The sequence below is a fragment of the Actinomadura sp. B10D3 genome (assembly GCF_039871695.1).
Taxonomy (GTDB): Bacteria; Actinomycetota; Actinomycetes; order Streptosporangiales; family Streptosporangiaceae; genus Spirillospora; species Spirillospora madurae.
The window spans coordinates 238125-251511 of the sequence record NZ_JBDPLY010000008.1 but is presented as its reverse complement, the minus strand read 5'-3'; the positions used below and the strand labels follow the sequence as shown (position 1 = coordinate 251511).

At 75.3% G+C, this 13387-nt stretch carries 8 protein-coding genes; 4 read left to right on the top strand and 4 right to left on the bottom strand.

The window, feature by feature from the left end:
- Positions 1–148: 148 nt before the first annotated feature.
- Positions 149–751, bottom strand: a complete 603-nt coding sequence (locus ABGB11_RS15805; RefSeq protein WP_347633288.1) for a HEAT repeat domain-containing protein — start codon at positions 749–751, stop codon at positions 149–151.
- 130 nt (positions 752–881) lie between these two features.
- Between ABGB11_RS15805 and ABGB11_RS15800 the strand changes: the two genes are divergently transcribed.
- Together ABGB11_RS15800 and ABGB11_RS15795 are read left to right on the top strand one after the other, a co-directional pair.
- Positions 882–5267 carry an AAA domain-containing protein gene (locus tag ABGB11_RS15800; protein ID WP_347633286.1) on the top strand — a complete coding sequence of 1462 codons (4386 nt, stop codon included), beginning with the start codon at positions 882–884 and terminating at the stop codon, positions 5265–5267.
- Positions 5268–5327: 60 nt separating this feature from the next.
- Complete coding sequence (locus tag ABGB11_RS15795; protein ID WP_347633284.1) at positions 5328–5783, top strand: GNAT family N-acetyltransferase; 456 nt, start codon at positions 5328–5330, stop codon at positions 5781–5783.
- A 7-nt stretch (positions 5784–5790) separates the two neighbouring features.
- Here the strand turns inward: ABGB11_RS15795 and ABGB11_RS15790 are convergent, their stop codons facing one another.
- Together ABGB11_RS15790 and ABGB11_RS15785 are read right to left on the bottom strand one after the other, a co-directional pair.
- Positions 5791–7032, bottom strand: coding sequence for an NAD(P)/FAD-dependent oxidoreductase (locus tag ABGB11_RS15790; RefSeq protein ID WP_347633282.1), 1242 nt, complete (start codon positions 7030–7032; stop codon positions 5791–5793).
- Positions 7033–7111: 79 nt separating this feature from the next.
- Positions 7112–8764: a LuxR C-terminal-related transcriptional regulator gene (locus ABGB11_RS15785; protein WP_347633280.1), complete on the bottom strand. Its 1653-nt coding sequence runs from the start codon at positions 8762–8764 to the stop codon at positions 7112–7114.
- A gap of 72 nt (positions 8765–8836) precedes the next feature.
- On the opposite strand from ABGB11_RS15785, the gene ABGB11_RS15780 reads away from it, so the two are divergent.
- A complete protein-coding gene (locus tag ABGB11_RS15780) occupies positions 8837–9670 on the top strand; it encodes a hypothetical protein (RefSeq protein ID WP_347633278.1) in 834 nt (277 codons plus the stop codon).
- Positions 9671–9709: 39 nt separating this feature from the next.
- On the opposite strand, the gene ABGB11_RS15775 is transcribed toward ABGB11_RS15780, so the two are convergent.
- Entirely contained in the window at positions 9710–10135 is a 426-nt protein-coding gene (locus tag ABGB11_RS15775; RefSeq protein ID WP_347633276.1) for a limonene-1,2-epoxide hydrolase family protein, read from the bottom strand.
- Positions 10136–10186: 51 nt separating this feature from the next.
- Here ABGB11_RS15775 and ABGB11_RS15770 point away from each other — a divergent pair, with 51 nt between their 5' ends.
- Positions 10187–13321 carry a BTAD domain-containing putative transcriptional regulator gene (locus ABGB11_RS15770; RefSeq protein WP_347633274.1) on the top strand — a complete coding sequence of 1045 codons (3135 nt, stop codon included), beginning with the start codon at positions 10187–10189 and terminating at the stop codon, positions 13319–13321.
- The last annotated feature ends 66 nt before the right edge of the window (positions 13322–13387 follow it).

The following is a 13387-nucleotide window of genomic DNA, read 5'->3' as shown; positions in this document are numbered from 1 at the left end:
TGATCGACTGGCTTAGACACCCAAGATCATCGGGGACCGCGTTCGTCGTTCACAACCCCGGGTGCCGCCTGCCGATGGCCTGCCGGTCTACCGGCTCATCTCAGCACCTGAGAACGCATCAGCCCTGCCGCCCGGCCAGCCGTGAGGTTCACCCGGGGCATGCGACAGCAGGCCGATGCAGCCGGGACGGCTCGCCCGCCTGTGGCTCGGCACCGGGACAGATCTCCGGACGCCAGAGTCTCCGCACGACCGAGTGTGCGGAGGTGCGGCCTCGCTTTTCCTCGGCGTCGTCGACCGCACGGGCGCGCAGGAAGTCGAGGGTCCCGGGGGCGTCCGGCCAGCCGTCGGCCACCGCCCGCACGGCCGCCCTCCTCACCGAGAGGTCCCGGTCCCCGGTGGCACGCGCGCGCACGAGGGCGAGATTCCGGGGGTCATCCGGCCAGCCGTGCGCCAACTCCCTGACCGCCATCAGCCGGATGTTCCCGTGCAGGTCGCGGACGGCACGATCACGCAGCCAGGCATGGACCCGCGGAGATTCCCGCCAGACATCGGCCACCGCCCGCGGTTCCCACCCCAGGGCCGCATTACGGAAATTGGCGAGGTAGTCGTGTAGGCCCGCCAGTGGCGGCGGCTCCGCCGGGACCCTGCACGCCAAGTCGACCATCTTGATCTGCGCCATCAGCCCCGTCCCCCTCGCCACGTTGGCCAGGATGGCGACGGTCGTCCAGAACTCCTCACGACGTCTGCCCATGGCGTCATCTTCGCAACCGGGAGGCGGTGTCGCGCGTCCCATTTGAGGGCTGCTTCGAGTGCAACTCTCTGAGGAGTGGGCCTTCTGGCACTCTGGCGGCAAACGGGGTGAAAGGGATCCGGGGGTGTGGATGGCCGGGGACACGCTGACGCGGGAGCGGATCGGGCATCTGTACGACTACCTGAGCGCGCTCGCCCAGGAGGTCTACGCCAAGCCCGTCCGGCATGTCGGGGACCACGACGTGGCGGTGTCGCCGGGCGACCTGCCGTCCCATCCGGCCGTGCGGGCCGGGGCGGCGGCCGGGGAGGCGTGGCTGCGCGTCGGCAAGGTGGCGAGGCCGCTGCCGCCCGGTCTGCCCGCCGAGCTTCGCGGGCCGCTCCACGATGTGGTTCGGGACGATCCGTACGTGGCCCCGGAGATCCCCGACGACCTGGCCGAGAACGGTCCCGCGACGGCAAGGGCGGCGTTCGAGCGGTGGCGCGAGCAGGTGTGGGCGCCCTGGGCCGAGGCCGCGCGGGAGGCGGTGGCCGCGCGGCGCCTGTACGAGACGCTGTTCCGGCTCCGGCAGCGGATGCGCACCGATGAGGCCACGCACGAGCTGGTGTGGGGCCACGGCGTCCTCGGGTGGAAGCACGGCGGGCATCGCGTCTGCCATCCGCTGCTGATCACGCGGGCGCGGATCGTGTTCGACGAGCGGTCCGGTGAGATCTCGATCGTCCCGGACGGGATACCGGTGCTGGAGCTGGACTGCCTGCAGGGACTCGGCGTCCCCGGAATCGACCAGTTGAACGCGGTCGTCGAGGAGGTGCGCGATACGGTGGTCGATCCCTGGGGGCCGGATGGGACGCGGGCCCTGTACCGGCGGATCCTCGCGCCGCTCGGTCTCGACGACCGGCTCGAAGACGGCCCGGATCTCCCGGAGGCAGGTCCATCACCGGTCATGGCCGCGACGTGGCGGCTGTTCGTCCGCAGGCGCCGCGTCATGTTCCTGCGCTTCTTCGAGCGGCTCAAGGCCGCCGTCGCGGACGGGGAGCGGCTGCCCGCTCCGATGGTGGCGCTCGCCGCCGGGGAGGACGCGGCGCGGGACGTCCTGGCGGCCGGCGACGCCGACTGGGCGCCGGTCGCCGAGCAGCTGCTGCTCCCCCTCGCGGCCAACGACGAGCAGGAGCAGATCGCGCGCAAGCTGGCCCGGCACAGCGGTGTCACCGTGCAGGGCCCGCCCGGCACCGGCAAGAGCCACACGATCGCCAACCTCGTGTCCCATCTGGTCGCGCACGGCAAGCGGGTCCTGGTCACCGCGCACAAGGACCAGGCGCTCGCCGTCCTGCGCGAGAAGATCCCGGCCGAGCTGCGGGACCTGTCACTGGCGGTGCTGGGGGCGTCGTCCGCGGACCTCACGGAGCTGCAGCGGTCCGTCCAGGCGATCACGGCCGCGGCCGACGGTGTCGACGAGGAACGCGAGGAGAGGGCGACGGCCGCGCTCCGCGAGCGGCTCGACCGTGTGCAGGGGGACGTGGCGTTGCTGCGCAAGCGGCTCCGCGACTCGCTGGAGCGCGAGCAGCAGAGCCTGGAGGTCGGCGGGTTCCGGCGCACGGCGGCGGAGGTCGCGGAGTGGCTCGCCGAGAACGAGGAGGCGCTGGCCCGCGTCCCCGACCCGCTGACCACCGCGTCCGCCTGCCCGCTGGACGCGTCCGAACTGGCCGAGTTCTACGCGCTCGCCGGCGCCATCGAACGGCGCGACGCGGCCGCGGCGACCATGGATCTGCCGGTCGCCGGGCGGCTTCCCGCCGGCGCCGAGCTCACCGCCCGCTGGGACGAGTTGCGCAGGCTCGGTGAGGTCCTGGCGGGTCTCCGGGAGTACGTCGCCGACCTCACGCGCGTCGACGGCGTCCCGCAGGAGGAACTCGCCGCGATCGCCGAGCACACCGGGCAGGCGGCGCGCGCGCTCGAAGGGCTCCAGGAGCCGTGGCTGGCGCGGCTGCGCGAGCAGGTCGCCCAGAACCCGCGGTGGCACGCGCTGTGGGACGGGCACGCGCGGCGGCTCACCGAGGACACCGCGGAGTGCGGGCGGCTCCGCTCGATCATCGCGGGGTCGGCGGTCGAGCTTCCGGCGGACGCCACCCGGCGCGAGACCCTCGCCTTCCTGGAGCAGGCGCGGGCGCGCTTCGCCCAGGGCAAGGGGGTGTCCCCGCTGGTGCAGCGCGGGCTCGCCCAGTTCCTCAGGGGCACCAGCCTGGACGGCGAGGCGCCGCGGACCGCCGCCGACATCGACAAGATCAGCGCCTATGTGGAGCTGGGCCGACGGCGGGAGACGGCCGTCCGCCTGTGGCGGGACGAGCTGGTCGCGGCGCTCGGCGCCCCCGTCCCGCCGGGTGAGAGCGGTGCGGTGGAGATCTGGATCGACGCCGAGGTGCAGAAGATCCACACCGCGCTGGCCTGGGAGACGGCCCACTGGCCGGGGCTGCGGGCGCGGCTGGCCCGGGTGCTGGCCGCCGAGGCCGTCCCGGCGCGGCCCGACCCGGACGATCTGGACCGGCTCGCCGCCGTCCTCGGCGGGCTGCGGGCGCGGACCCGGGAACGGCAGGTGCGCGCGGACCTCGACGCCCTGGCCGGCCACCTGGCCGAGGCCCGGCGGCGGGACGGCGCGGCCCCGCTGTGGGCCGACCTCGCGACCGCGCTGGAGCGGGGCGACGCCGCGGCCTGGGACTCCGCGCTCGCGGACGCGTCCCGGCTGGCCGCCCTCCGGCCGCAGGTGGCACGGCTCGACGACCTGCGCGGAAGGCTCGCCGCGACCACGCCGCGGTGGGCGCGGCGGATCCTGGAGACCGGCGGGGACGCGGACGCCTGCGGCGACCCGGCGCGGCTTGAGGGGCTGTGGCGGTGGCGGCAGGCGGAGACGTGGCTCCGCGCGATCATCGACGCCGACAACCTCGGGCAGGTGCAGCGGCGGCTCGACGAGGCCCAGGAGGAGCAGCGCCGCCTCACGCTGGAGCTGACGCGCCGGTCCGCGTGGCTCGCCATGAAGCGGGGCCTCGGGCACACCCAGCGGCAGGCCCTGGTGGGCTGGCTGCAGACCCTCCGGAAGATCGGCAAGGGCACCGGCGTCAACGCCAATAAATGGCGGGCCGAGGCGCAGCGGCTCATGCCGGAGGCGATGGGCGCCGTCCCGGTGTGGATCATGCCGTACTACCGGGTCGCCGAGTCCTTCGATCCCGCCGTCGCCGACCCGTTCGACGTCGTCATCATCGACGAGAGCAGCCAGTGCGACGTGTTCGCCCTCGGGCTCCTCGGCCTCGGGCACAAGGTCGTCGTGGTGGGCGACGACAAGCAGATCAGCCCGTCCGCCGTGGGCGTCCGCCGCGACCGCGTGGACGAGCTGATCCGCACCCACCTGCCGACGTTCCCGAACTCGCTGCTCCTGGACATGGAGTCGAGCCTGTACGACGCGTCCGCGCGGCTGTTCCCGGGCGTGGTGCGGCTGCGGGAGCACTTCCGGTGCCTGCCCCGCATCATCGAGTTCTCGTCCCAGCGCTACTACGGCGGTGAGATCCAGCCGCTGCGGGAGGAGTCGGCGGACCGGCTGCCCGGTCCCGCCGTCCGCGCCGTTTACGTCCCGGACGGTGTGCGGCGGGACCTGCCGATCGGCAACGTGAACGAGGCGGAGGCGGACGCGGTCGTCGACCAGGTCGTCCAGTGCTGCTCCGACCCCGCCTACGACGGCCGGACGATGGGCGTCATCTCCCTGCTCGGGACGAGCCGCCAGGCGCAGCTGATCGACGAGCGCCTGCTGAGCAAGCTCGGCCCGGAGGAGTACGAGCGGCGGCTGCTGCGCTGCGGCGACTCCTACGGCTTCCAGGGCGACGAGCGCGATGTGATCTTCATCAGCGTGGTGTCGGACGGGGAGGGCGCGCCGTTCACGTCCCGGCGCTTCGAGCAGCGGATCAACGTCGCCGCCAGCCGGGCCCGCGACCAGATGTGGGTGTTCCACAGCGTCCTGCCGCACCGGCTGCACCCGGAGGACCAGCGGGCGGCGCTGATCCGCTACGCCGCCGACGGGCAGCGGTCCGCCGACCTCGCCCGCGACCTGGAGGCCCGCTGCGACTCCGACTTCGAGCGGCGTCTACTGCGGATGCTCCTGGCCCGCGGCTATCTGGTCACGCCTCAGCATCCGGTGGGCAACCTGCGGATCGACCTCGTCGTGCGGGGCGGCGGCCACAAGCTCGCGATCGAATGCGACGGCGACAAATTCCACGGGCCCGACCAGTGGGAGGACGACCTGCGCCGCCAGACCGTCCTGGAACGGCTCGGGTGGCGGTTCTGGCGCGTCCGCGCCAGCGCCTTCCACCGGGATCCCGAAGCCGCCACGTCCTCGCTCTGGCCGCTGCTCGAATCGCTCGGCATCACACCCGAACCGGGCCCGGCAGAGCCCGCGGATACTCCCTCGTACGGACCCCACCTGGATCATCTGGGCCCGGACGACGAGATCACGGGCCTGACGTACGTCCCCGGCGCGTGAAAAGGAGTCCGGCTTCGGCGCCCGCGTCCGGTACCGTCCCGGCGGGGTGAAGGAGGGGTTGTGGAGATCGTTGTCGATGACCTGAGCGGGCCGGAGATCGCGGCGTTTCTCCAGGAGCATGTGGAGGAGATGCGGGCGATCACGCCTCTGGAGAGCAAGCACGCGCTCGACCTCGACGGGCTGCGGAAGCCCGAGGTGACGTTCTGGTCGGTGCTGGACGGCGGCGCCGTGGTCGGCTGCGGCGCGCTCAAGAGGCTGGACGTGGAGCACGCCGAGCTGAAGTCGATGCGCACCACGTCGGTGCGGAAGCGGAGCGGGATCGGGTCGCTGCTGCTGGAGCACATCCTCGGCGAGGCGCGGCGCATGGGGTTCACGCGGGTGAGCCTGGAGACCGGATCGGCGGAGTTCTTCCTTCCGGCGCGGCGGCTCTACGAGAAGTTCGGGTTCGGGTACTGCGAGCCTTTCGCGGGTTACCGGCCCGATCGGCACAGCGTGTTCATGACGAGGCCTCTCTGACGCGGGGTCAGGTGCGGGCGGCGATGTGGCCGACGATGTGGGCGGCGTCCGCGCCCACGCCGGCGAAGACCGACGACGGTTCGGAGTGCAGCCAGCGCAGCCCGACGGCGTACAGGCCGGGGTGCTCGGTGACGCCTCTGACGTGGCGCGGATAGCCCCACTCGTCGAAGACGGGGACGTCCACCCAGGAGAAGTCGAGGGCGAACCCGGTGGCCCAGACGACCGTGCGGATGCCGGCGGCGTCGAGGTCGAGGCCGGTGGCGGTGTCCGGCGCGAAGGTGCCGGCGGGCGGGCGGTCGTCGGGCGGCGCGTCGATGCCGGCGGCGGCGATGTAGGCGTCGAAGAGGGGACGGAACTCCTCGTCGAAGTGCGTCTCGGCGAACGCCAGGCGCTTGTCGAGGTCATCGGTGAAGCGGACGGCGGCACCGTCCGCCGACTCCAGGCGCCCGTACAGGCGCATGCCGCGTCGGGCGAAGTCGCGAAGGCTGATGTCGTGCCCGCCGTCCTTGCCCGACACGTGCGGGTCGCAGCCGAAGCGGGCCGCCGGGGACGGCAGATCGGCCACCGTCGGGAACGGCACACCGACCTCGGCGCCGTGCAGGAACGCCTGCAACAACCACCAGATCGAGTCACGGCCCCGGTAGCGGCGCGGGACGGCGAAGCAGCCGGAGACCGACAGGTGGACCTCCCGCCCGGCGTCGTGGAGCTCCTCCGCGATCTGCGTCCCGGACTGCCCGGTGCCGACGACGAGCACGGCTCCGTCCGGCAGGAGGTCGGGGTTCCGGTAGCCGGCGGTGTGGAGCTGCCGGACGTGCGCCGGGAGCCGGCGGGAGGCGTCCGGGACCTTCGGGCGCTGGTACGGGCCGGTCGCCAGGACGACGTTGCGCGCGGAGATCGGGCCCGCGGGCGTGTGCGCGACGAAGCCGCCGTCCGGCGCGGACAGGCGGGTGATCTCCACGCCCAGCCGGACCGGCGCGTCGATCACGGACGCGTACCTGGCCAGGTGGTCGACGACGTCGCCGCGGGACATGAAGCCGTCCGGGTCGGGGCCGTCGTAAGGCATGCCGGGCAGCAGGAGGGTGAAGTTCGGGGCGACGAGGTGGAGGCCGTCCCAGCGGTCGTTCCAGCCGCCGCCGAGCCGGTCGCGCCGGTCGACCACGAGATGGCGGACGCCGGCGCGGGTCAGGTAGTGGCTGGTGGCCAGGCCCGCCTGCCCGGCCCCGATGACCAGTGTGCCGATCTTCTCCATGGTGCCTCCCCGTGGACGTGCCTTCACGCAGGACGTTAGGCACCGGCGGCCGTCCGCCGCGTCGGGAGGATTCGGCAACTCAACCGGGATCGGGATGGGCAGATCTGTGTAGGTCGTGCTCGTAGGCGTAGGCCGTGGCGGCGGCACGGGAGGGCAGGCCGAGCTTGCCGAGGATGTTGCTGACGTGCCGGGCCACGGTCTTCTCGCTGAGGATCAGCTCGGCGGCGATCGCCCGGTTCGTCCGGCCGGTCGCCACGAGCGCCAGCACCTCGGTCTCGCGGGCCGTCAGCACGCCCGCGGCGGGGGCGCCCGACAGCGCGTCGACCGCGGCGGTGTCCGGTGCGGCGCCGAGCTCCTGGAAGACCCACCGCGCCGCGTCCAGCTCCATCGCGGCGCCGTCCTCGTCGCCGAGCCGCCGGCACGCCAGCCCGATCAGGACCCGGACCCGCGCCGACTCGTACGGGACGTCCAGCTCCCGCCAGCCCGCCCACGCCCGGCGCGCCTCGGCGAGCGCGGCCCCGGCGTCGCCCTCCGCGAGCAGGACGGCGGCCCGCGCCTGGCCGGCCGCCGCGCGCAGGAGCGGCGCGCCGAGATCGGCGGCGAGGCCCGACAGCTCGTCGGCGGCGGCGCGGGCGGCCGGGACGTCGCCGGCGGCGAGCATGATCTCCACGCAGGCGGCCAGGGTCCCGGCCCGCGAGCCGGGGTCGGAGTCCTCGCCGGCGACGCGGCGGATGGCCGCGGACGCCGCGCCGGTCCGGCCCTGCGCGAGCCGGAGCAGCGCGAGCCCCGGCTGCGGTTCGCGGCCCAGGCGGCTCGCCGTCCGGTACAGCTCCTCGGCCTCGCCGAACCGGCCGCGGAGCCGGAGCAGCTCGGCGTGCCGGTAGTGGGCCGCCCCCGCCGCCGGGTCGCCCGGACGGCCCTCGAAGACCGTGCGGGCGCGCCGCAGCTCCTCGGCCGCGTCCGGCCACGCGCCGTGCAGCTGCATGATCTCGGCCCGGTGCACCAGGCACTGGCCGCGGAACGGCTCCAGGCCGGGCTGGGCCTCGCACCAGCGGGTGAGCGCCCGCGTCCACTCGGTGGCGCGGCGCACGTCCAGCGTCTCCCCGCACGCCTCGATCAGGCTGCAGTAGACGTTCCCGGCGACGATCGGCGACACCTCCCCCGCCGTGACGGCGACCATCACCTCGTCGAGCAGCGCCACCCCGGCGGCGGTCCCGCCGAGCCGGATGAGGGCCCGCCCCTCGACCTGCCGCGCGAGGACGACGAGGTCGGGATCGGCGAACCGCTCGCCGATCGCGGCCGCCCGCGCGGCGAGCGCCCGGCCTTCCTCGGTGTCACCGCCGACGACCCGCTGCTGCCCGGCGGCGACCAGCAGGTAGCCGTGCTCGGCGCAGTCGCGATCGGCGCCGTCCAGCAGCCGCCCGGCGCGCGAGAGCCAGCCGCCGCCGAGCGCGGCGTCTCCCCCGTTCAGCAGCTGGAACGCCAGCCAGAACGCGCACCGGGCCGCCCGCGCGGCGTCACCCCGCCCGGCGAGCAGGCGGTGCGCGCGTTCCCAGAGCGCGGCGCTGTCGGTCTCCCGGCCGGTCAGGTAGGCGGCCGTGGCGAAGCGTTCGAGATCGGCCGGTTCGAGCGGCGCCTCCCGGTCCGCGTCGGCCAGGTGCGCGCACGCCTCCGCCCACCGGCCCGCGGCGAACGATCGCCGTCCCCGCTCCAGGACGTCTACCGTGGTCACACCTCCACCCCACCACACGATCCCTCCGCCGCCCACCGCCCGCCGGCCGGGCCGGACGCCCCCGGAGCCCGCATGATCGAGGTACGGACCGCCGTCGTCGCCGCCGGTGCCGCCGCCGCGCTCGGCCTCGCCCAGGTCGCGGTCGCCGAGCTGACCGGCATCACGACGCTCGGCGGCGACTTCGCCGCCGGGGCCGACCGCGTCCAGGGCGTGCAGGTCACGCTGATCGCCTGGTACTGCGCCGTGGCGGTGCCGCTGGCGGTGGCCGTCGCCGTCGCGCGGCCCGGGGTGGACGCTCGGGCACGGAAGGTGTCGGTCCTTCCCGCCGCCGCGGGGACGCTCGCGGTCTGGCCGCTCCTGGCCGCCTCCAGCGGCGATGCGCTCCGGGACGACGTCACGTCCGCGATGGTGACGGGCATCCTGCTCGGGGCCGCGGGCGCGCTGGCCGTCGCCATGATCCCCGCCGTCGGCACGGGTTTCGCCGCCTACACCGCGTTGCAGTGGGTGGCGGCCCTCGCCTGCACGGCACTCGTGCCCCGCACCGTGGTGTACGCGGGGATGGTGCAGCCGCTGGGGCTGGAGTTCCTGGTCGCGCTGCGGACCGAGCCGTACGACCTCGGCTACCACCTGCCGACCATGCTCCCGGTGGCGGCGGCGGTGCTCGTCCTGGCGGGCGCCCTCAGCGGCCTCACCGCCCGCCGCACCCGCGAGTGGCGGACGTCCGTGGCCGCGGGCATGGCGGGCCCGGTGCTCACCGCCCTCCTCTACCGCTTCATGCCCGACCAGGCGTTCCTGTGGAACGAGACCGCGGGGTCGACCGTGATCGTGCTGGCGTTCCTCTCCCTGCCCGTGGCCGCGGTGACCGCCGCGGCCTTCACCCTCCGCCGCACCAGTCCGCAGGAGTGAACCCGCCGGCCGCCCGGCACGCGGGCGGGCGGCGCCCGGTCAGTGGGTCGTCGTGCGGGGGCGGGGGCTGAGGGCCGAGGCGACGGCGCCGGCGACGCCCTTCGCGGACGCGGCCAGGAAGGTCGTCCAGTCGAAGTAGTCGCGCCACAGCGTGATCTTGCCGTCGTGGACCTCGAAGGTGCCGCAGACCCAGAACTCGGCGCGCCAGGCGCCCCGCTCCAGGACGTCGGTCCGCTCGGTGAGGACGACCGGGCCTGACGCGGCGATGTTGTGGACGCGGGCCTCGAAGCCGGTGCCGTAGCGGGTCATGGCGCGCAGGGTCTTTCCGACGGCGGCGCGGCCGCGGGCGGGCGGAAGCGGGACGTTCTGGTAGATCATTCCGGGAGCGGCGTGGGTGAGGGCCCGGTCGACGTCGAGGTCTTCGAGGGCGGAGAGGAAGTCGGTCACGATCTGGATCTCGGTCACGGTGGTCCTCCAGAAGCCGGGAGGACCACCGTAGTGCGCGACAATCGGGGCATGCGCTTCGGCATCCTGGGACCCGTCGAGGTCGTGAACGACGGGGCGGCCGTCCCGGTGGGCGGGCCCACGGTGCGGGCGCTGCTGGCCATGCTGCTCCTGGACGCCGGGCGCGTCGTGCCGGTGGAACGGCTCATCGACGGGCTGTACGGGGAGGAGCCGCCGAGCGGGGCGGCCAACGCGCTCCAGTCGCAGGTGTCCCGGCTGCGGCGAGGGCTCGGGGACGCGGGCCGCGTCGAGGGGCTGCCCGCGGGATACCGCATCGCCGCCGCGCGGGAGGACGTCGACGTCCACCGCTTCCAGTGGCTCGTCCAGGACGCGGGCCAGGCCCTGGCGGACGGTCGGCACGCGACGGCGGCGGCCCTGCTCGACGAGGCGCTCGGCCTGTGGCGCGGCCCGGCGCTGGCGGACGTGAGCGCGCCCTTCGCCGGGTCCCAGGCCGCTCGGCTGGAGGAGGCGCGGGCCTCGGCCGTCGAGCAGTACGCCGAGGCGAAGCTGCGGACGGGCGAGCCCGGGGCGGTGGTCGCGGCCCTGCGGGACCTGGTGGACGCGCAGCCGCTGCGGGAGCGCGCGCGGGCCCTGCTGATGCGGGCGCTGCACGGCGGCGGGCGGCAGGCCGAGGCGCTCGCGGTGTTCGAGGAGGGCCGGCGCGTCCTCGCCGACGAACTGGGCGCCGACCCGTCGAGGCAGCTGGCGGACGTCCACCTGGCGATCCTGCGCGGCGAGCCGCCGGACGAGCCGCCGGACGGGCCGCCGGACGGGGCACCGGCCGTCCGGCCGAACCTGCCGGCTCAGCTGACCAGCTTCGTCGGGCGCGAGGAGGAACTGCGGCGCGTCGGCAAGATGCTGGCGAGCGGGCGGCTCGTCACGCTGCTCGGGCCCGGCGGCGCGGGGAAGACGCGGCTGGCGGTCGAGGCGGCGGGACGGGAGGACGGCGAGGTCCGCTTCGTCGACCTGGCGCCGGTCGTCGCGTCCGAGGTGCCGAAGGCGCTGCTCGGCGCGCTCGGGCTGCGCGAGGGCGGGATGCGCCCGGCGCCCGGCGAACGGCCGCCCGGCGTGGTGGAACGGCTGGTCACGGCGCTGGACGGGCGGCGGACGCTGCTCATCCTGGACAACTGCGAGCACGTCGTGGAGGCCGTCGCCGGCCTCGTCCACCGGCTGCTGAGCGCCTGCCCGCTCCTTCGGGTGCTGGCCACCAGCCGGGAGGCTCTCGCCATCACCGGCGAGGCGGTCTGGCCCCTGCCGCCGCTGGAACCGCCCCCGGTGGGCGCACCGGCCGCGGAGCTGCCGGCGTATCCGGCGGTGCGGCTGTTCCTCGACCGGGCGGAGGCGGTGCGTCCCGGCTTCGCGGTGGACGAGGACAACGCCGCCGCCGTGGTGCGGATCTGCCGGGCGCTGGACGGGCTCCCGCTGGCGATCGAGCTGGCGGCGGCGCGGCTGCGGTCGCTGCCGGTCACCGAGGTCGCGACCCGGCTGGACGACCGGTTCCGGCTCCTGTCGCGCGGGAACCGCGCCGCGGTGCCGCGCCACCAGACGCTCCGGGGGGTCGTCGAGTGGAGCTGGGACCTCCTGGACGAGGCGGAACGGACCCTCGCGCGGCGGCTCACGGTGTTCTCCGGCGGCCTCACGCTGGACGCGGCCGCGGGCGTCTGCGACCTGGACGACGCCGACGAGCTGCTCGTCGAGCTGGCCGACAAGTCCCTGCTGCAGAGCGACGGCTCCCGGTACCGGATGCTCGACACCGTCCGCGCGTTCTGCGCCGAGCGCCTCGCCGAGGCCGGCGAGACGGGGCGCTTCGAGCGGGCGCACGCGGAGTACTTCGCCGGTGTCGCCGCACGCGCGGACCCCCATCTGCGCGGCCCCCAACAGCTCGAACGGCTGGAGTCGCTCGCCGCCGACCACGGGAACCTGCACGCGGCGCTGCGGCGGTCCGTCCGGCGCGACCCGGCGCTCGCGCTCCGGCTGATCGCCTCGCTGTCCTGGTACTGGTGGCTGCGGGGCCGCGTCGAGGGCGCGCCGCTGGCGGCCGACCTGCTGGAGGCCATCGGCGACGCCCCGCCGGACGGGCTCGACGAGGAGTACGTCCTGTGCGTGACGAACGCCGTCGCGGGCGGCGTCACGGGCGAGCGCGCGGTGGAGTGGCTCGACCGGGCCGCGGCGCTGCTGCGCCGCATCGACCGCCAGGTGCGGTATCCGGTGGTGATCGTCCTGTGGGCGCTGACCGCCGGGCCCGACCGCACCGACATCGACGTCTTCGCCAGGCAGGTCGGGGACGACCCGTGGTCGCAGGCCCTGCTCCGGATGAGCGACGGGTTCCTCGCCCAGTTCGCCGGCGACGGCGCCGGGGTGGAGCGGGCGTGCGGCGAGGCGCTGCGCGGCTTCCGGGCCTGCGGCGACCGGTGGGGCATGGCGAACTCGCTCGACCCGCTCGCGCAGGTCGCCGCCTGGCGAGGCGACCTGGACCGGGCGCTCGCGCTCCTGGACGAGGCACTGGAGCTGGCCGGACGGCTCGGCGCCCTGGAGGACACCGCCGACCTGCTCTACCAGCGCGGCCTCGTCCGCATGCTCGCCGGCGACCTGGACGCGGCGCGCGCCGAGTACGAGCGGGGCATCGAGCTGGCCCGCCGGGCGGGCACCCCCGACAAGATCGCCGCGGGCTGCCACGGGCTCGGCGAGACCGCGCGCCTCGGCGGCGACACCGCGCGGGCCCGCCGGCTGTACGAGGCGGCGCTGACAGGCTACTCGTCCGAGCGGTTCATCGCCGGCGCCGTGCGGGGCGCGGCGCTGGTCGGGCTCGGGTGGCTCGCGGCCGGGGACGGCGACACCGGGCGGGCGCGGGAGCTGTTCACCGAGGCGCTGGACATGGCCCTGGACCATCCGGTCTTCGCCTACCGCGGCGCCGCCGCCGTCGGGCTCGCCGACGTCGCCGTCGCGGACGGGGACGGCGGGCGCGCCGCCCGGCTGCTCGGCGCGGCGCGGGTGCTGCGGGGCGTCGCGCTCGCCGGCGATCCCGACGTCGAGCGGGTCTCGGCCGCGGCGCGCGCACTGCTCGGCGGCCGCGCCTACGACACGGCCCACGCCGAGGGGGCCGCGCTCACCCGCGACCAGGCCCTGGCGCTGCTCGCCCACCGCTGACCGGCGCCGCCGGGTCCGGTCAGCGGACGGTGCGCGGACGGTCAGCGCCGCCCCCGACCGTGGCGG

Bases quoted from the DNA above. Each gene is read 5' to 3' on its own strand.
- ABGB11_RS15780 (WP_347633278.1), top strand. From the start codon at position 8,837: ATGATCGAGGTACGGACCGCCGTCGTCGCCGCCGGTGCCGCCGCCGCG.
- ABGB11_RS15800 (WP_347633286.1), top strand. From the start codon at position 882: ATGGCCGGGGACACGCTGACGCGGGAGCGGATCGGGCATCTGTACGAC.
- ABGB11_RS15790 (WP_347633282.1), bottom strand. From the start codon at position 7,032: ATGGAGAAGATCGGCACACTGGTCATCGGGGCCGGGCAGGCGGGCCTG.
- ABGB11_RS15770 (WP_347633274.1), top strand. From the start codon at position 10,187: ATGCGCTTCGGCATCCTGGGACCCGTCGAGGTCGTGAACGACGGGGCG.
- ABGB11_RS15805 (WP_347633288.1), bottom strand. From the start codon at position 751: ATGGGCAGACGTCGTGAGGAGTTCTGGACGACCGTCGCCATCCTGGCC.